We start from the raw sequence: 17,210 nt of genomic DNA, 5'->3' as shown, positions 1-17,210 counted from the left end.
CGTGCGCCCGCGCATCGCGCGCGCAACCGGGCGAGATCACGGAACGTCTCTGGGCCGTCGGCGCCGCAGGCATGAGCGGGCGCATGACCATTCACGAACCCGCCGGCGAAGAAGCCCCGGCGTTTCGGGCGGTTGCGCGCGGCGGCCGTCCGGCACCGCGCGTGCTCTCGCTTCCCTCGGGCCGGCGCGAGAGCCGGCCCGAGGGAGACCCCATGACGATCTTCTGGATCCAGTTCGCGCTCGTGCTCGGCGCCATCCTGCTCGGCATCCGCAAGGGTGGCGTCGCGCTCGGGATGATCGGCGGCCTCGGCGTGGCCGTGCTCGTGTTCCTGTTCCGGGCGGCGCCTTCCGAGCCGCCCGTCGCGGTGATGCTCATCATCCTCGCCGTCGTGACCGCGTCGGCGACGCTGCAGGTCGCGGGCGGCCTGGACTACCTCGTCCAGATGGCCGAGCGGCTCCTGCGCGCCCACCCGAAGTACGTGACCCTGCTCGCGCCGCTCTGCACGTTCGTTCTCACCATGTGCGTCGGGACCGGGCACGCCGTCTACGCGCTCCTGCCCGTCATCTCCGACGTGGCGGTGCGCACGAAGACCCGGCCCGAGCGCCCCATGGCCGTCTCCAGCGTCGCCGCCCAGATGGGCATCACCGCGAGCCCCGTCGCGGCGGCGGTGACCACGTTCCTCGGCTACTCGGCGAAGATGGGCACGCCGGTCACCATCTACGACATCCTCAAGATCACCATCCCGGCCGGCATCGTCGGGGTGATCGCTGCGTCGCTCTGGAGTCTCAACCGCGGGAAGGACCTCTACCAGGACCCGGAGTTCCTCGCGAAGCTCGACAGCCCCGCGTTCAGGGAGTCCCTCGACGTCTCCGTGACGACGCTCGGGAAGGAGCTGCCCAGGACCGCGAAGCTCTCGGTCGCGCTCTTCTTCGGCGGCGTGCTGTTCATCGTGCTGCTCGCGCTGCGCGACACCGCCGCGAGCGCCGGGCTCGCGCTGCCGCAGATCGTCCCGCTCGTGGGCGGAAAGCCCGTCCCCATGACGACGATCGTGCAGGTCGTCATGCTCGCCTTCGGCGCGATCATCCTGTTCGCGACGAACGTGAAGGCAGCGGACATCGCGAAGTCCTCCGTGTTCACCGCGGGCATGGTCGCCGTCGTGTCGATCTTCGGCATCGCGTGGATGAGCGACACGTTCGTCTCGGCGAACAAGTCGCTCCTCGTCTCGAAGATCGGCGACATGGTCCAGTTCGCGCCGTGGACCTTCGCGCTCGCGATGTTCTGCGTGTCCGCGTTCGTGAAGAGCCAGGCCGCGACGCTCACGGTGATGATCCCGTTCGGCATGGCGCTGAAGCTGCCGGCGACGCTGATGCTCGGCCTGCTGCCCGCGAGCTACGCGTACTTCTTCTTCGCGTTCTACCCGAGCGACATCGCCGCCATGAACATGGACCGGACCGGGACCACGCGCATCGGGAAGTACCTGCTCAACCACAGCTTCATGATGCCGGGCCTCATCGGCGTGTCGGTCTCGACGTTCGTCTCGTACGGGCTCTCGAAGATCGCGTTCTAGTGCTCCGTGCGCCCCGTCACCCGGTCTCCACGCGCCGTCCGGTCGCCCGGTCGAACCGGTGCACCCGCCGCGGGTCGAACGCGAGCCGCACCGGCGCGCCGGGGGCGGCCTCGAACCCGGCGTCGCAGCGCGCGACGAGCCGCGCGCCGGCGCGCTCCACCGTCACCCACGTCTCGGAGCCCATCGGCTCGACGAGCCAGACCTGCGCCTCGAGGCCGCCCGCCGCGGCGTCTCGAGAGACCCGCAGGTCCTCGGGCCGGAGCGCCACGTCGGCCGGGCCGGCCGGGAGCCCGAGCACCTCCGGCGCGACGAGGTTCACGGGCGGCGTCCCGACGAAGCGCGCCACGAAGGCCGTCGCGGGCGCGCCGTAGATCTCGCGCGGCGTCCCGAGCTGCTCGAGCGCGCCGTCTCGGAGCACCGCGATGCGGTCGGCGAGCGTCATCGCCTCGGCCTGGTCGTGCGTGACGTACACGAACGTCGCGCCGAGCCGCTCGTGCAGCTTCTTCAGCTCGGCGCGGACGCCGAGGCGCAGGGCGGCGTCGAGGTTCGAGAGCGGCTCGTCGAGCAGGAAGACCTTCGGGCGGCGGACGAGCGCCCGGCCGAGCGCGACGCGCTGCCGCTGCCCGCCGGAGAGCGCGCCGGGGCGGCGGTCGAGCAGCGGCGCGAGGCCGAGCAGCGCCGCGACCTCCTCCACGCGCGCCGCGATCTCGCGGCGCGGGCGGCCGGCCACCGCGAGCGGGAAGGCGAGGTTCCGGCGCACCGTCATGTGCGGGTAGAGCGCGTAGCTCTGGAAGACCATCGCGACGTCGCGCTCGCGCGGGGAGAGGTCGTTGACCACGCGCCCGTCGATCCGGACGACGCCGGCGTCCGGCGCCTCCAGGCCGGCGACGAGCGACAGGAGGGTGGACTTTCCGCAGCCCGAGGGACCGACCACCGCGACGAGCTCCCCGTCCCCCACGGAGAGGCTCACGCCGCGCAGCGCCGGGACGGCGCCGTAGGACTTCGCGAGCGACTCGAGCTCGAGGCGCGCGGCCACGCTCACCCCTTCACCGCGCCGGCCGTGAGCCCCGCCACCACCCGCCGCTGGAACAGGACCGCGATGGCCACGACCGGCGCCGTGGCGAGCGTGGACGCCGCCGCGAGGACGACGAAGGGATCGCGGAACTCCCCGCCGAAGAGCGCGAGCGCGACCGGCACGGTGCGGCGCGAGGGGGAGGTGAGGAACGTCACGGCGTAGAGGAGCTCGTTCCAGGCGAACACGAAGACGAGGAGCCCCGCCGTGGCGAGCCCTGGCGCGGCGAGCGGGAGGAGCACCCGCCGGAACGCGCCGAGCGGCGTGCACCCGTCCACGCGCGCGGCGCGGTAGAGCTCGACTGGCAGGGCGCGGAAGGTCCCCGTGAGGAGCCACAGCGCGAGGGGCACGGAGAAGCTCGTGTACGGGGCGACGAGCCCGGGGAGCGTGTCGAGGAGCCGCGCCGCCCGGAGCGCGGTGTAGAGCGGCGCCGCCGTGGCGATGGGCGGGAACATGGAGATGGCGAGCGCGCCGCCCAGGAGCGCCCGGCCGCCGCGCACGCCGAGCCGCGCGACGGCGAACGCCGCCGGGGCGGCGAGCGCGAGGGCGAGCGCCGCGGTGGCGCCGCTCACGAGGAGCGAGTTCAGGACCGCGCGCGCGAGGCCGCCGCCGGAGAGCGCGGCGGCGTGGTTCTCGAGGGTGAGGTGCGAGGGGAGCGGCCGCGCGAGCTCCGCGTCGGGCCAGAAGGAGGTGAGCGCGAGCCAGCCGAGCGGCAGGAGGAAGAACGCGAGGTAGGGGAGGGCGATCGTCCACGCGGAGCGCGGGCTCATGGCGGCGCCTCCCCCGGGCTCCGCTCGCCGAGGGCGGAGAGCCACGCGAGGCCGATCGCCACCACGCCCAGGAACGTGACGAGCGAGATCGCCGCGCCGAGCCCGAAGCTGCCCGCGCGGAGGAGCGTCCGGTACGCGTAGAGCGAGAGCGGCTCGGTCGTGTGGCCGGGCCCGCCCTCGGTGAGGACGAAGACGACGTCGAACACGCGGAAGGCGTCGAGGCTGCGGAACAGCAGGGCGAGCAGGAGCGCGGGGCGCAGGAGCGGCAGCGTGATCGAGCGGAAGACGCGGAGCGCGGACGCGCCGTCCACCCGCGCCGCGCGGGCGAGATCCTCCGGGATCGCCTGGAGGCCGGCGAGCAGGAGGAGCGCGACGAAGGGGGTCGTCTTCCAGACGTCAACGAAGATCGCGGCGTGCAGCGCGAGGCGCGGCCGCGTGAGCACCGCCCCCGCGCCGTCGGGCCAGAGCCTGGCGAGGAGCCCCAGGTCCGGCTGGAGGAGGAGCGCCCAGAGCTTCGCCGCGACGACCGTGGGGAGGATCCACGGGACGAGCACCGCCGCGCGGAGCGCGCCGCGGCCCCGCCCCGCGTGGTGGAGCGCGAGCGCCAGCGGAAGCGCGAGCAGGAGCTCGAGGCCGACCGCGACCGCGGTGAAGTACGCGGTGTTGGCGAGCGCGCCGAGGAAGCGCGCGTCGTGCGCGAGCGCGCGGTAGTTCGAGAGCCCGACGAAGTGGTCCTCGCCGAGCACCGGGACGCGGTGCCGGAGGGAGAGCCAGGCCGTGGCGAGGAGCGGCCCGAGCGCGACGAGCGCGAGCGCCGCCCCCGCGGGCGCCACGAGCGCCGCGCCCACGCGCCGCTCCCCGCGCGCGCTCACCGCGCCACCCCGGCGATGGCGTCCGCCTGCGCCTGCGCGCGGGCGAGCGCCTCCGCGGGCGAGCGCAACCCCGAGACCGCCGCGGAGAGCTCCCCCTGCAGCGCGTCGCCGGCGAGCATGTAGTAGGGCGTGACCGGGCGCGCGCGCGCGGCCTCGACGCGCGGGAGCAGCGCGGCGATGAACGGCGCCGCCGCGCGGATGCGCGGATCCTCGTACGAGGCGCGCCGCGCGGGGTTCCGGCCGTAGGCGATGGCGAGGACGGCGTTCGCGTCGGGCGAGGTGAGGTGCGCGACGAGCCGGGCCGCCGCGGCGCGGCGCGCCGCCGGCGCGCGCGAGGAGATCCCGAGCTGCCAGCCCCCGAGGGCGCCGGGGGCGGGCCCCTCCGCGCCCGGGAGGGACGCGACCCCGACCCGTCCGCGGACCGGCGAGGCGGGATCCTGCAGGAGCGGCCACGCGTAGGGCCAGTTGCGCATGAACACGGCGCGGCCCTCCTGGAAGGCCCGCCGCGCGTCCTCCTCCGCGGCGGTCACCACCGACCTCGGGGAGAGCCCGTCCGCGACGAGCCCGCGCAGGTGATCCAGCGCCTCGCGCGCGGCGGGCGAGTCGAGCCGCAGCCGCTCGCCGTCGAGCGCCGTGCCGCCGTACCCCCACAGCGCCTCGAAGAAGTTGCAGGAGAGCCCCTCGTACTGCCGTCCCTGCCACAGGTAGCCCGCGATCCCGGGCGCCTCCGCCTGCGCGGCGCGGATCGCGGCCGCGAGGGCGGCGTAGGTGCGGGGCGGCTCCGGGACGAGGTCGGTGCGGTAGTAGAGGAGCCCCACGTCCACGTACCACGGCACCGCGTACGTCCGGCCGCCCTGGACGACGGCGCCCGCAGGACCGGCGAGGAACTCCTCCCGCACGCGCGCGGGCGGGAACGCGTCGGAGAGATCGGCGAGCCACCCGGCCCGCGCGAGCTCGGCCACCCAGACCACGTCGAGGACGAGCACGTCCACGTCCTCGCCGCCCGCGCCGAGCGAGGTGACGAGGAGCTGGTGGGCCAGATCGGCCGCGTTGGGGAGGGCCTGCAGCTCGACCTCCACGCCGCTCTCGCGCTCGAAGGCCGCGACGAGCGCGCGGAACGGAGCCGGGTCGGGGCCGAGCGGCTGGTAGCGCAGGACGAGGCGCTGCGCCCCGCGGGCGTCCCCCTCGTGCGACCGGCACCCCGCGGCCAGGGCGGCGCAGAGGAGGACCGGGACGAGGGCGCGGGGAGACGGCCTCACGCGGGGAGCGTAACGGGGGTGGGCGCTTCGGGCGGAGCATCCCGCGGGTGCGGCCCGGGTCGGGGGGTCGGTGCACGCCCCCGGACCAGGATCCCGCTCCGCACCGCGATCTCGAGAGCGAAGCCCGCGAGGCTCGAGGGCGCGGGCCGGGACGCGCGCTCCAGCGGGGGCAGGGCGGGGCGCTCGCCGCGAGCCCTGGGGGCCGAGTCGGGACCGCGGTCACCCGAGCGCGCCGACGACCACCTTCCACTCGCGGACGCGCCACGAGGTGACGAGCCCGTTCCGGACGTAGGGGTCGGCCCGCGCGAACGCCTCCGCGCTCTCGGGGCCGTCGCCCCGGAACACGAGCAGCGCGCCCTCGGGCGGATCGAACGCACCCGCGAGGACGAGCTTGCCCTCGCGGTGCGCCTGCTCCGCGAGCGCGAGGTGCTCCGGGCGGTGGGGCGCGCGCCGCGCGAGGTAGTCGGGGATGGTGTCGTAGACGAGCGCGTAGAGCGGCATGGGCACCTCCGGTGTCAGGGGTTGAGGAGCGACGTCGTCCAGCCTCGGTCGTAGCGCGTGAACAGGGTCCTGTGGTGGAGCCGGCCGTCGGCGCTGACCCAGAACTCGATCCGATCGGGTCGCAGCAGGTAGCCCCCCCAGAACGGCGGACGCGGGACGTCGGCGCCGGCGAAGCGCGCCTCGGCGGCCCGGGCCGCCTCCTCGAGGACCGCGCGCGACGCGAGCGGCTGGCTCTGACGGGAGGCCCACGCGCCGAGCTGGCTCGCCCGCGGGCGCGTGGCGAAGTAGGCGTCCGAGGCGGCGTCGTCGAGGAGCGCCACCTCCCCCTCGGCGCGCACCTGCTCGCCGATGGCCGGCCAGTGGAAGCAGAGCGCCGCGCGCGGATTGACCGCGAGCTCTCGCCCCTTGCGGCTCTCCCGGTTCGTGAAGAACGCGAACCCCTCCGCGCCGACCTCCTTCACGAGGACGATCCGGACCGAAGGCCTCCCGCTCGCGTCGGCGGTGGCGAGGGCCGCCGCGGTGGGGTCGGCGCTCGAGGCGCCTGCGGCCCGGGCGAGGGCCGCGTGGAAGCGGGCGATGGGGTCGAGCGGATCGGGCATCGCGCGGGAGCATAACCGGGCGCGGGCGAGCGCGACGGGTGGAGGACCGCGACCTCGACCTCGACCCGGGTGCGACCTCGACCCGCCCCCGACCCCGATCCCCTTACGCCGCATCCCCTTGCGCCTGCGCCCATCCTCCGCCAATTAGACGGCCGTGCCCGCCTCCTCCCTCGACCGCGCGACCGCTCGCCCGGGCCCCCATCGCCGCTGGCTCCTGCTCGTCCTCGGCTGGACCTGCTTCGTCCTGGGGGTCGTCGGAGCGGTGCTCCCGCTCGTCCCGACCACGCCCTTCATGCTCGTGGCGCTGTGGGCGTTCTCGTCGAGCTCGGAGCGGTTTCACCGCTGGCTCTACCACCACCGCGTGTTCGGGCCTCCCCTGCAGCGCTGGCAGCGGGAGCGGGCCCTCCCGCTCTGGGTGAAGCTCGTCGCGGCGGGCTCGATGGCCGCGAGCCTCGTGTACGCCACGTTCGCCCTGAGCGTCCCCGGGTACGCGCTCGCCGCGATGGCGGCGGTGATGCTCGCGGGCCTCGTCTTCGTCGCGCGGATCCCGAGTCGGGCCGCGCGAGGTCCCACTCGATGAACGGCGTGGAGGAGAACATGGACGTGCGCTTCGAGGAGGCAGAGGCGGCGGATCTTCCTCAGCTCCGCGCGCTCCTCGCGCAGGCGAACCTCCCCGAGGCGGACGTTGGCGCCTCGAACCAGGTCTTCCTCGTGGCGCGTGCGCCGGGCGGCGCGCTCGTGGGTTGCGTCGCGCTCGAGCGCTACGGGGACGACGTCCTCCTCCGCTCCCTCGCGGTCGTACCGTCGCGTCGGGGAGAGGGCCTCGGCGTGGCGCTGCACGCGCGCGCGCTCGAGCGGGCGCGCAAGCTCGGCGCCCGGACCGTGTACCTGCTCACCACCACCGCCGAGGGGCTGTTCGCCCGCGCCGGCTACGCGCGCATCGAGAGGAGCGCGGTCCCGGCGGAGGTCCGGGCGAGCCCGGAGTTCGACGCGCTCTGCCCGGCGAGCGCGGTCTGCATGATCCGGCGCCTCGGCTGACCGCCGGACCGCCTTCTAGCGGTGGGGCGCAGGCGGCGGGGCGGGGACGGGCTGGGCGGCGGGCGTCGCCGGTCCGCCGATCTGCGTGAGCCCCGTGAACGTCCCGTCCGGCCTGTCGGCGACGTCCGCCTCGAGGCGCAGCTCCGTCACCGAGCCGCCCGAGAGCGCCACCTCGCCGTTCGCCACGAGGTCCGCCAGCCGGAACGCGACGAGGCCGACGTCGGTCATCCGGCCGCCGCCCTCGTCGGTCACCACCCGCAGCGAGATCGTCCGTTCGTCGTACGCGTTCGCCGCGACGACGACGCTGCCCTCGAGGAGTGCGTAGACGCCGCGCCGCGGCGCGCTCTGGAAGGCGCGGCCGTCGGGCAGCGCGAGGGTCACGACGAGGTTCGGCTGGTTGGCGTGCGGGATGCGGCGCGCGAGGTCGAGCGCCACGCCCGTCGGCGACTGGGCGCTACCCTCCGTGTGCTTCGCGAGGCGCGTCAGCGCCCGGTCGAGCTCGAGGCTGCGGCTGCCCGCCCAGGGCCAGCCGTCCGGCCGCGTGGGGCGGACGAGGACGGACCGGAGCCGCACCGCGTAGGGGCGCACCTTGACGCGGTCGAGCTCGGCGAGGGCGATGCCGCCGTCGGCCTCGAGCGCCGCCGCCTCGGCGAACGCCCGCTCGGCGCCGGAGAAGTCGCGCCGCCGGAGCGCCTCGTCGCCCTGGGCGAGGAGCCCGGCGCAGCGCGCGCGGGGCTGGGCGCGGCCGTTCGGGCGCAGCTTCAGGGCGGCGTCGTAGCTCGCCTTCGCCTCCGCGAAGCGACGCTTCGCGAGGAGCGCGTCGCCCTCGGCCGCGTACCGCTCGGACTCCGCGTCCTTCCAGCGCTCGTGCTCGGCGCGGACCGCGTCGAGCCGGGGGGTGACGCTCGCGTCGACCCGCGCCGCGCGCGTGAGGAGCTCGATGGCCTCGGGGAACTGACGGGCCGCGCGGTGGCGCTCCGCCGCGTCGACCGCGCCACGCACCACGCCCGGCTCCACCCGCCGGGCCTCCGCCGCGACGCCCGGGTCGTCGGTCGCCGCGCGCGCGCCTTCCAAGAGCTGCAGCGCCGTGGCCCAGTCGCGCCCGCTCGCCGACTCCTGCGCGCGCCGGAGCCGGAGGTAGCCCACCTCTCGGCCGGAGTCGCGCCGCAGGGTCGCGAGCGCCGCGCTCGTCGGCTCCAGCGCGAGCGCGTAGTCGGACTCGGAGAACGCGCACTCCCAGTCGCGCGCCGCGACGCACGCCTGCGCCCGCCTCGTCGCGTCCTCCAGCGCGGCCGCGCGCGCCTGCCGGTACTTGTCCTGCAGCTCCTTCTTGGACGGATCCTTGCGCACCGCCGCCGCGTACTCGCGCTCGGCGGTCTTCCAGTCGCCGAGCGCGGCGGCGCGGTCGCCGGACTTCTCGTGCGCGGCGCACGCGAGCGCGACGGCCAGGGCCAGGGCGAGGAGCGACAGCGAGCGGCGCGTCATGCGGGGATCTCCGGGGCGCCGGCCGGGCGGCCGGGCGAGCCCACGCTACGGGGAAGCCGCCTCGCTGGGCAAGTCCGCGACCGGCGTGACGTCCGCGCCGCCGCGGCGCGTCGGGATATCGTGGGCGAAGCGGGACCACCGCTGCGCACCGTCCCTCACAGCGGCCCTCGATCTTCGCGCCTCCGGGTCAGACCCAGTCGCGCGGCGTGCGGAGCACCTCGAGGAGCGCCGCCTCGCGGCTGCCCGGGGCGGGCTCGTGGCCGTACACCCAGCGGACGCGCGGCGGCAGCGACATCAGGATCGACTCGGTGCGCCCGCCGGTCTCGAGCCCGAACACCGTCCCGCGGTCGAGCACGAGGTTGAACTCCACGTAGCGTCCGCGGCGGATCTCCTGCCAGCGCCGCTCCTCCTCGCCGTACGGCTCCGCGCGGCGCCGCTCGACGATGGGCACGTAGGCCGCCAGGAAGTCGGACGCGACGTCCTTCGCGAAGGCGAGGTCCCGCTCGAGCGGGCCCCCCGTGTCCTCGAAGAAGATCCCGCCCACGCCGCGGTGCTCCCCGCGGTGGCGCAGGTGGAAGTAGGCGTCCGCGGCGCGCTTGAGCCGCGCGTGGCTCCCCGCCGCGTGCCGCTCGCAGGCCTCGCGCATCACGCGGTGGAAGTGGACGCAGTCCTCGTCGAACAGGTAGTAGGGCGTGAGGTCCGCCCCCCCGCCGAACCAGCCTGCCTCCCCGCGGCGGATCATCCGCACGTTCATGTGCGCGGTCGGCACCATCGGGCTCTGCGGGTGGATGACGACGGACAGCCCGGTCGCGGCGAACGCGACGCCCTCGCCTCCCACCCTGCGGGCGAAGTCGGGGGAGAGCGCGCCGTGCACGTCCGAGAAGCTCACCCCCGCCTTCTCGAAGACGGCGCCGTCCTGGAGCACGCGGGAGATCCCGCCGCCGCCGCCCGGCCGCGCCCACGCGTCCTCGCGAAAGCGCGCCGCGCCGTCCACGCGCTCGAGCTCGCGGCAGAGGGCGTCCTGGGTGGCACGCGTGAACGCGACCATGTCGGCGTAGAGGCGGTCGAGCGCTTCGGGCGGGGCGGGCGTGGGCACGGCGACGAGATGCCGCGCGGACCCGCGCGGTGCCACCTCCCGGCGGGGGCGGGGACGCACGCACCGTCTCGTGCCTTGATGTCGCGAGGCGCGTCCGTGAAAGGGAGCGCGGGGCGGGGGATGCGGGATCGGGTGAACCGGGTGTTCGGCGCCGCGAGCGCGCTCCTCGACCGTTCGCACCGGCCGCGCGCCATCGAGGCGGCGCTCCTCCTCGCCGTCGCCGGCGCGGCGGTCGGGCTCGTGCGGCTCGGCCACCTGGCCGGTGGCGGGCTCCGCGCCGCCGTCGAGATCGACCTCTCCGTCGCGGCGCTCCCGCGCTACGCGCTCTACTCCCTGCTCCGCGGCGTCGCCGCCTATGCGCTCTCCCTCGTCTTCTCCATCGGCTACGGGTACTGGGCCGCGAAGGATCGCCGCGCGGAGCGCGTCCTCGTCCCGCTCCTCGACGTGCTCCAGAGCATCCCGGTCCTCGGCTTCATGCCCGGGCTCGTCCTCGCGCTCGTCGCCGCGTTCCCGCGCTCGCGCGTGGGCCTCGAGCTCGCGGCGATCCTCATGATCTTCACGGGCCAGGCCTGGAACATGACGTTCAGCTTCTACCGCGCGGTGAGGAGCGTGCCGAAGGAGCTCGCCGAGGTCGCCGCCTGGGGGCGCTTCTCGGCGTGGCGGCGCTTCCGCGCGCTCGAGCTGCCGGCGGCCGCCATCGGGCTCGTCTGGAACAGCATGATGAGCATGGCGGGCGGCTGGTTCTTCCTCATGGTGAGCGAGGCGTTCGTGCTCGGCGACCGGGACTTCCGCCTCCCCGGGATCGGCGCGTACATGAGCGTCGCCGTTCAGCGCGGGGACGGCGGCGCCATGATCGCGAGCGTCGTCGCCATGGCGCTCCTCGTCGTCCTGCTCGACCAGCTCGTGTGGCGGCCGCTCGTCGCGTGGTCGGAGCGCTTCCGGCTGGACGAGGGCGGCGCCGCCCTGCCGGCGCGTTCCTGGGTGTACGACCTCCTGCGCCGCTCGCGGCTCGCCGCCGCCCTCCGTCGCCGGCGACGCCCTCCTCGCCCGCCCCGCCGCGCACCGCGCGCGGTCGCCGCGGCGCTGCCGCTCGTCTCCCCGGCGCTGTTCCTCCTCCTGCTCGGCGTCCTCGCGGTGGGCGGGCTGCGCCTCGTCCAGCTCCTCCGGGCGGAGAGCGCGTCCGCCTGGATCGGCGTGGGCCGCGAGGCGGCGATCACGCTCGGCCGCGTGCTCGCCTCGGTCGCGCTCGCGACGCTCTGGGCGGTGCCGGCGGGCATCGCGATCGGGCGCTCGCCGCGGCTCGCACGCGTGCTCCAGCCGGCGGTCCAGGTCGTCGCCTCGTTCCCGGCGCCGATGCTCTTCCCGGCGGTGGTCCTCGCGCTCCGCGCGGCGGGCGTCGGCCTCGGCGTCGCGAGCGTCCTCCTCATGACGCTCGCCACCCAGTGGTACGTGCTCTTCAACGTGATCGCCGGCGCGCAGGCGGTGCCCTCGGATCTCGAGGAGGCCTCGCGCGCCTACCGGCTCGGGCGCTGGCAGCGGCTCCGCGCGCTCTACCTGCCGGCGGTGTTCCCGTACCTCGTCACCGGCTGGGTCACCGCCGCGGGCGGCGCCTGGAACGCGAGCATCGTCTCGGAGTACGTCGCGATCGGGAGGGACACCCTCGTCGCGCCCGGGCTCGGCGCCGCGATCAGCCGGGCCGCCGCGGAGGCGAGGCTCGCGGATCTCGCGGCCGCGGTGACGGTGATGGCGGTCACCGTCGTGGTGTTCAACCGGCTCGTGTGGCGCCCGCTCGGCCGGGTCGCCGAGGAGCGCTTCTCGCTCCAGAGGTAGGGGAGGGCATGGCCGCGAACGCCGCGAACGGACCGCTGTGCGAGCTGAGGAGGCTCGTCGTCGAGTTCCCGCAGCCGCACGGACCGCCGCGCCGCGTGCTCGAGGACGTGGACCTCGAGGTCCGCGCGGGCGAGGTGCTCGCGCTCCTCGGCCCTTCGGGCTGCGGGAAGTCGACGATCCTGCGGGTCCTCGCCGGGCTCCTCGCGCCCACCGGGGGCGAGGTGCGCTTCCGCGGCGCGCCGCTCCGCGGCGTGAACCCGGCGGTGGGGTTCATGTTCCAGGGCGCTGCGCTCTTCCCGTGGATGACCGTGGCGCGGAACGTCTCGGAGGTGCTCCGCGCCGCCGGGACGCCGCCCGCCGAGGTCCCAGCGCGGACCGAGCGCGCGCTGCGGCTCGTCGGCCTCGCCGAGGTGGCGGACGCCTACCCGCGAGAGCTCTCCGGCGGGATGAAGCAGCGGGTCGGCACCGCCCGCGCGCTCTCGCTCGAGCCGGAGCTCCTGTTCATGGACGAGCCGTTCAGCCAGGTGGACGCGCTCACCGCCGAGGCGCTCCGCGCCGAGATCCTGGACATCTGGGCGGCCGCGGAGCGGCGCCCGAGCGCGATCGTGCTCGTGAGCCACGACATCCCCGAGGTCGTGTACATGGCCGATCGGATCGTCGTGCTCGACGCCAACCCGGGCCGGGTCCGCGCCGTGATCGACGACCCGCTCCCGCGCCCGCGCGACTACCGCTCGCCGGGGCTCGCGCAGCTCGTCGACCGGCTGCACGACGTCATCACCGGGATGGAGATGCCGGACGTGCCCGCCGGGGGCGCGCCGGTGGAGGCGCTCCCGGACGCGAGCGCGGGCGACGTGATCGGCCTCGTCGAGTACCTGGACGCGCGCGGCGGGCGGGAGGACGTGTTCCGCATCGCCGCCGAGACCGACAGCCGGTTCGACCGCACCATCAACGCGGTCAACGCCGCCGAGCTCCTCGATCTCGTCGACACGCCCCGCCGGGCGGTGGTGCTCGCGCCGCTCGGCCAGCGCTTCGTCCGGGCGCCCGACGCGGAGCGGCGCGCGATCTGGCGCGAGCGCCTCCTGGGCCTCGGGCTCTTCCGGCAGGTGCAGGACGCCATCGCCCGGAGCCCCGGCGGCCGGGTGGAGCGCGACTTCGTGCTCGAGCTCATCGCGGTCGCCGCGCCGCGCGAGGACTTCGAGGCGGTGTTCGAGCGGTTCGTGTCCTGGGCGAGCTACGGCGGCCTCTTCGTCCACGACGCCGCGGCGCAGGTGCTCACCGCGCCCTGAGGGCCGCGGCGCGGATCCGGGATGGCCGCTCGCCCGGGGATCGGCCGGGGGGCCCCCGGGGTCCGCCCGCGCCAGCGCCTTGACGGCGCGCGGCGCGGGCTGTTACGACCCGCCGGCGCGCTGGCCGCCCGGTCGCGCGCCCCCGACCATGACCGTCCAGCACGAGACCGCCCGCCGGCGCACGTTCGCGATCATCTCCCACCCCGACGCGGGCAAGACGACGCTCACCGAGAAGCTCCTCCTCTACGGCGGCGTCATCCAGCTCGCGGGCGCGGTGAAGGCGAAGCGCGGCCGCGCCAACGCGGTGAGCGACTGGATGGAGATGGAGCGCGAGCGCGGCATCTCCATCACCACGAGCGTCCTGCAGTTCCCGTATCGCGGGATGCAGATGAACCTGCTCGACACCCCCGGCCACGCCGACTTCAGCGAGGACACCTATCGCACGCTCCACGCCGTCGACGGGGCGGTGATGCTCCTCGACTCGGCCAAGGGCGTCGAGGCGCAGACGCGCAAGCTGTTCCGGGTCTGCCGGCAGCGCGCCATCCCCATCTTCACCTTCGTGAACAAGATGGACCGGCCCGGCCGTGAGCCCTTCGAGCTCATCGGCGAGGTGGAGAGCGTCCTCGGCATCGGCGTCTACCCGATCACCTGGCCGGTGTTCCGCGGCGGCACCTTCGCCGGCGTCTACCACCGCGTCGCGCGGCGGGTGTACCTCTTCGACCCGGCGCACTCCGGCTCCTCCGCGGGCGTGGGCGCCGAGCGTCCGCCGGTGGAGGTCAGCGGCATCGACGATCCCGCCGTCCGGGAGGCCCTCGACGACGCGGGCTATGCCCGGCTCCGCGAGGACGCCGAGCTGCTCGAGGCGGCGGGCGACGACTTCGATCGCGCGCGCTTCGAGGCGGGCGAGCTCTCGCCGATGTTCTTCGGGAGCGCGGTCAACAACTTCGGCCTCGAGGCGTTCCTCGACACGTTCATCGAGCTCATGCCGCCGCCGCGCCCGCGCGAGTCCGACCAGGGGCCCGTCGCGCCGGCGCAGGACGAGTTCAGCGGGTTCGTCTTCAAGATCCAGGCGAACATGGACAAGGCCCACCGGGATCGCGTGGCCTTCCTGCGCATCTGCTCCGGCCGCCTCACGCGGGGCATGAAGGTCCACAACGTGCGCTCGGGCAAGGAGGTGCGGCTCGCGACGCCGACGCAGTTCATGGCGCGCGATCGCACCATCGTCGACGAGTCCTACCCCGGCGACGTGGTCGGCATCCACGACACCGGCGCGCTCGAGATCGGCGACACCCTGACCGGCGGCTCCCGGTTCATGTTCGAGGGCATCCCGAGCTTCGCCCCCGAGCACTTCCGGCGCCTCGCGCTCGTGGACCCGCTCCGCCGCAAGCAGTTCGCGCGGGGCATCGAGCAGCTCGCCCAGGAGGGGACGGTGCAGCTCTACCGGCCGCCCGCGGGCCGCGCCGGCGACCTCGTGCTGGGCGCGCTCGGGCAGCTGCAGTTCGAGGTGGTGAAGTACCGCCTCGAGTCGGAGTACGGCGTCGAGGTCCGCGTCGAGGCGGTGCCCTACCAGCTCGCGCGCTGGGTGAGCCGCGCCGACGGGAAGGCCATCGACGTCGAGGACTTCCCGAGCGGCGTGGAGGGCCTCCTCGTGCTGGACGTGCGGGACCGGCCCGTCGTGCTCTTCGACCGCGAGTGGGCGCTCCGCACGGCGGAGCGGCTCCACCCGGAGCTGCGGTTCGCGGAGACCGCGAGCGGCGTCGTCGTCCGCGCGGCCTGATGGACGAGAAAGAGCCGCTCGCCCCTCGAGGAGCTCGGGGCGGGCGGCGGGTTACTTTCGGTGAATCCGCCCCGCCCGCGGTGGCGAGGCGCACGAGACTGGAGCCGAGACGGGCACCCACAGCGACGAGCGCCGAGGCGTACTGCTTCCGTACGCCGCAGGCGCGAGGAGCGAGGACGCCCGTCGCAGGCCCGGGATCGTGCGCCGCAGCTACATGGAGCGCGCGTCCGCGCCGGCAACAGCCCGCGCCTGCGGCGGGAAGACGGCCGGGGCCTCCTCGCGCTTCGCCGCCCGGCGGCCGATGCGGATGCGGACCTCCTTCTCCGGGATGCTCACCGAGATGCTCACGTAGCTCAGCATGGCGAGCACCACCGCCACGAGGAGCAGCACCGCGGCCATGCCGTAGGCGCCGGCGTACGAGCCGGTCTGGTCGGCGATCTTGCCGGCGAGCGTCGGGCCGAGCACGCCGCCCACGCCCCACGCCGTGAACAGGATGCCGTAGTTGAGGCCGAGGTTCTTCGTGCCCCAGTTGTCGGCCGCCGTCGCGGGGAAGAGCGAGAGGCACGCGCCGTAGCTGAAGCCGACCACCGCCGAGCCGAGGATGAAGGTCGCGATCGTGGAGAAGCTCGCGAAGAACATCATCGCCACGGCCTGCAGCACGCAGACGAGGCCGATGGTGACCACGCGGCCGATGTAGTCGGAGATGATGCCGGCCACGATGCGGCCGCTCGCGTTGAAGATGGCGAGCAGCGCGACGAACACGAACCCGACCTTGATGGAGTTCTGCGACTGCACGGAGACGATCTTCGCCATGTGGCCGATGATCATGAGACCGGCGGTGGCGGCGCAGGCGTACTGGATCCAGAGCGACCAGAACGTGGGGGTGCGCACCATCTCCTGCCACGTGCGATCGGGGCCGACGCCCGCCTTCGCCGCCGCCTTCGCGGGGGAGAGCGGGGTGGGCGGGTTCGCGACGAGCTGCGCGAAGCCGGTCGCCGTCACGAGGAACGCGATGCCGAGGATGCGGAACGCGCCGGCGACGCCGTAGGAGGCGATGAGGTACTTCGAGAGCGGCGCGATGTACACCGGCGCCAGGCCGAAGCCGCCCACCACGATGCCGGTGATGAGCCCCTTCTTCGCGGGCGGGAACCACTTCACCGCGGCCGGCGTCGTCGCCGAGTAGCCGAGGCCGAAGCCGGTCCCGCCGAGGAGCCCGAAGCCGAGCAGCGCGGGCCAGGTCGTCTCGGCAGAGGCGAAGCTCGCGACGATGAGGCCGAGGCCGGTGAGCACGCCGCCCGCGGACGCGACGACGCGGGGCCCCAGCCGATCCTGAAGGCGGCCGGCCGGCACCATCATCAGGGCGAAGCACGCGATCGCGACCGTGTAGGGCAGCGTGGCGGCGGTCTTCGTCCAGCCGAACCCGCCTCGCTCGACGGACTCGACGAGCTGCTTCGAGAAGACGCTCCAGGCGTAGAGGATGCCGAGGGCGAGGTTGAGGCCGGTGCCGGCGAGGACGACGATCCATCCGCGTCGTGACATGTTTGATCTCCTAGAGGCGGCCGGGCCGGAGCTGTCGCAGGCTCGCGATGTTTTCGGGGCCGCAGGCGTGGCGAAAAGAGCACGGGGGCGGCGCGTGTGTCACCTATCGCGCGGGGTGCATATCGACCGGTGAGGTGCACCATATGCGCGAACGGCGAAGGCGACATTGGCTCGTCGGGTGCGACCCGAAGGCGCGGGAGAGAGATGCCGGATCGCTTGCCGCGCAGTTGTTTCGTCGCGCCCCATTGGACGCGCACAATGGTGCGTCCACACGCGCAGATTGTTTTCCGAAGACGCAGAATCTTCCGAAGACGCAAATCGTTCGTCGCTCCCCCGGAGGGCGGCGTGACGCCGACTCGGCTCGCGTGCGGCCGCTCGTCACGCCCCTGCGGGCGCGTCCGGGGTCGCGCCGGAGGCGGCCGCGGCGCGGACCGGCGTGCCGGTCGCGCGCTCTAAACGGCCGATCTCGAGCCGCGACCCGGCGCGCGCCGGGAGCCCGCCGGGGCGCCGGCGCGGGG

General features: G+C 74.8%; 15 protein-coding genes. 6 read left to right on the top strand and 9 right to left on the bottom strand.

The window, feature by feature from the left end:
• Positions 1–212: 212 nt before the first annotated feature.
• A complete protein-coding gene (locus MLV88_RS01080; RefSeq protein ID WP_242339721.1) occupies positions 213–1,568 on the top strand; it encodes an anaerobic C4-dicarboxylate transporter in 1,356 nt (451 codons plus the stop codon).
• 16 nt (positions 1,569–1,584) lie between these two features.
• On the opposite strand, the gene MLV88_RS01075 is transcribed toward MLV88_RS01080, so the two are convergent.
• The 6 genes from MLV88_RS01075 to pdxH form a co-directional block, all read right to left on the bottom strand.
• Positions 1,585–2,610, bottom strand: coding sequence for an ABC transporter ATP-binding protein (locus tag MLV88_RS01075; RefSeq protein WP_242339719.1), 1,026 nt, complete (start codon positions 2,608–2,610; stop codon positions 1,585–1,587).
• Positions 2,607–3,410 carry a carbohydrate ABC transporter permease gene (locus tag MLV88_RS01070; RefSeq protein ID WP_242339717.1) on the bottom strand — a complete coding sequence of 268 codons (804 nt, stop codon included), beginning with the start codon at positions 3,408–3,410 and terminating at the stop codon, positions 2,607–2,609. Before MLV88_RS01070 ends, MLV88_RS01075 begins: the two co-directional genes overlap by 4 nt.
• Positions 3,407–4,282 (bottom strand): carbohydrate ABC transporter permease, encoded by an 876-nt coding sequence (locus tag MLV88_RS01065; RefSeq protein WP_242339714.1) that lies wholly within the window; start codon positions 4,280–4,282, stop codon positions 3,407–3,409. The genes MLV88_RS01070 and MLV88_RS01065 overlap by 4 nt, the downstream gene beginning before the upstream one ends.
• Positions 4,279–5,541: an ABC transporter substrate-binding protein gene (locus MLV88_RS01060; RefSeq protein WP_242339712.1), complete on the bottom strand. Its 1,263-nt coding sequence runs from the start codon at positions 5,539–5,541 to the stop codon at positions 4,279–4,281. Before MLV88_RS01060 ends, MLV88_RS01065 begins: the two co-directional genes overlap by 4 nt.
• A gap of 219 nt (positions 5,542–5,760) precedes the next feature.
• Positions 5,761–6,042, bottom strand: a complete 282-nt coding sequence (locus MLV88_RS01055) for a YciI-like protein (RefSeq protein WP_242339710.1) — start codon at positions 6,040–6,042, stop codon at positions 5,761–5,763.
• 14 nt (positions 6,043–6,056) lie between these two features.
• Positions 6,057–6,641, bottom strand: a complete 585-nt coding sequence (pdxH, locus tag MLV88_RS01050; RefSeq protein WP_242339708.1) for a pyridoxamine 5'-phosphate oxidase — start codon at positions 6,639–6,641, stop codon at positions 6,057–6,059.
• A gap of 154 nt (positions 6,642–6,795) precedes the next feature.
• Here pdxH and MLV88_RS01045 point away from each other — a divergent pair, with 154 nt between their 5' ends.
• Together MLV88_RS01045 and arsN2 are read left to right on the top strand one after the other, a co-directional pair.
• Positions 6,796–7,221, top strand: a complete 426-nt coding sequence (locus MLV88_RS01045) for a YbaN family protein (protein WP_242339707.1) — start codon at positions 6,796–6,798, stop codon at positions 7,219–7,221.
• Positions 7,218–7,679 (top strand): arsenic resistance N-acetyltransferase ArsN2, encoded by a 462-nt coding sequence (gene arsN2, locus MLV88_RS01040; protein ID WP_242339705.1) that lies wholly within the window; start codon positions 7,218–7,220, stop codon positions 7,677–7,679. Before MLV88_RS01045 ends, arsN2 begins: the two co-directional genes overlap by 4 nt.
• A 15-nt stretch (positions 7,680–7,694) precedes the next feature.
• Here the strand turns inward: arsN2 and MLV88_RS01035 are convergent, their stop codons facing one another.
• Positions 7,695–9,164, bottom strand: coding sequence for a hypothetical protein (locus tag MLV88_RS01035; RefSeq protein ID WP_242339703.1), 1,470 nt, complete (start codon positions 9,162–9,164; stop codon positions 7,695–7,697).
• Between the two features lie 187 nt (positions 9,165–9,351).
• Positions 9,352–10,212 (bottom strand): oxygen-dependent coproporphyrinogen oxidase, encoded by an 861-nt coding sequence (hemF, locus tag MLV88_RS01030; protein ID WP_242339735.1) that lies wholly within the window; start codon positions 10,210–10,212, stop codon positions 9,352–9,354.
• 144 nt (positions 10,213–10,356) lie between these two features.
• On the opposite strand from hemF, the gene MLV88_RS01025 reads away from it, so the two are divergent.
• The 3 genes from MLV88_RS01025 (at position 10,357) to MLV88_RS01015 (ending at position 15,153) form a co-directional block, all read left to right on the top strand.
• Positions 10,357–12,090, top strand: a complete 1,734-nt coding sequence (locus MLV88_RS01025) for an ABC transporter permease subunit (protein ID WP_242339701.1) — start codon at positions 10,357–10,359, stop codon at positions 12,088–12,090.
• An 8-nt stretch (positions 12,091–12,098) separates the two neighbouring features.
• On the top strand, positions 12,099–13,376 hold the full coding sequence (locus MLV88_RS01020) for an ABC transporter ATP-binding protein (RefSeq protein ID WP_242339699.1): 1,278 nt from the start codon (positions 12,099–12,101) through the stop codon (positions 13,374–13,376).
• 148 nt (positions 13,377–13,524) lie between these two features.
• Entirely contained in the window at positions 13,525–15,153 is a 1,629-nt protein-coding gene (locus MLV88_RS01015) for a peptide chain release factor 3 (protein WP_242339697.1), read from the top strand.
• A gap of 210 nt (positions 15,154–15,363) precedes the next feature.
• On the opposite strand, the gene MLV88_RS01010 is transcribed toward MLV88_RS01015, so the two are convergent.
• Entirely contained in the window at positions 15,364–16,692 is a 1,329-nt protein-coding gene (locus MLV88_RS01010; protein WP_242339694.1) for an L-lactate MFS transporter, read from the bottom strand.
• Positions 16,693–17,210 lie beyond the last annotated feature (518 nt).

Source organism: Anaeromyxobacter soli, assembly GCF_022808855.1.
Lineage (GTDB): Bacteria > Myxococcota > Myxococcia > Myxococcales > Anaeromyxobacteraceae > Anaeromyxobacter > Anaeromyxobacter soli.
Note: the sequence above shows the minus strand (reverse complement) of the source record. Positions and strands in the feature narration are given on the sequence as shown.

Bases quoted from the DNA above. Each gene is read 5' to 3' on its own strand.
- MLV88_RS01070 (WP_242339717.1), bottom strand. From the start codon at position 3,410: ATGAGCCCGCGCTCCGCGTGGACGATCGCCCTCCCCTACCTCGCGTTC.
- MLV88_RS01010 (WP_242339694.1), bottom strand. From the start codon at position 16,692: ATGTCACGACGCGGATGGATCGTCGTCCTCGCCGGCACCGGCCTCAAC.
- MLV88_RS01055 (WP_242339710.1), bottom strand. From the start codon at position 6,042: ATGCCGCTCTACGCGCTCGTCTACGACACCATCCCCGACTACCTCGCG.
- MLV88_RS01020 (WP_242339699.1), top strand. From the start codon at position 12,099: ATGGCCGCGAACGCCGCGAACGGACCGCTGTGCGAGCTGAGGAGGCTC.
- MLV88_RS01080 (WP_242339721.1), top strand. From the start codon at position 213: ATGACGATCTTCTGGATCCAGTTCGCGCTCGTGCTCGGCGCCATCCTG.
- MLV88_RS01035 (WP_242339703.1), bottom strand. From the start codon at position 9,164: ATGACGCGCCGCTCGCTGTCGCTCCTCGCCCTGGCCCTGGCCGTCGCG.
- MLV88_RS01015 (WP_242339697.1), top strand. From the start codon at position 13,525: ATGACCGTCCAGCACGAGACCGCCCGCCGGCGCACGTTCGCGATCATC.
- arsN2 (WP_242339705.1), top strand. From the start codon at position 7,218: ATGAACGGCGTGGAGGAGAACATGGACGTGCGCTTCGAGGAGGCAGAG.
- hemF (WP_242339735.1), bottom strand. From the start codon at position 10,212: ATGGTCGCGTTCACGCGTGCCACCCAGGACGCCCTCTGCCGCGAGCTC.
- pdxH (WP_242339708.1), bottom strand. From the start codon at position 6,641: ATGCCCGATCCGCTCGACCCCATCGCCCGCTTCCACGCGGCCCTCGCC.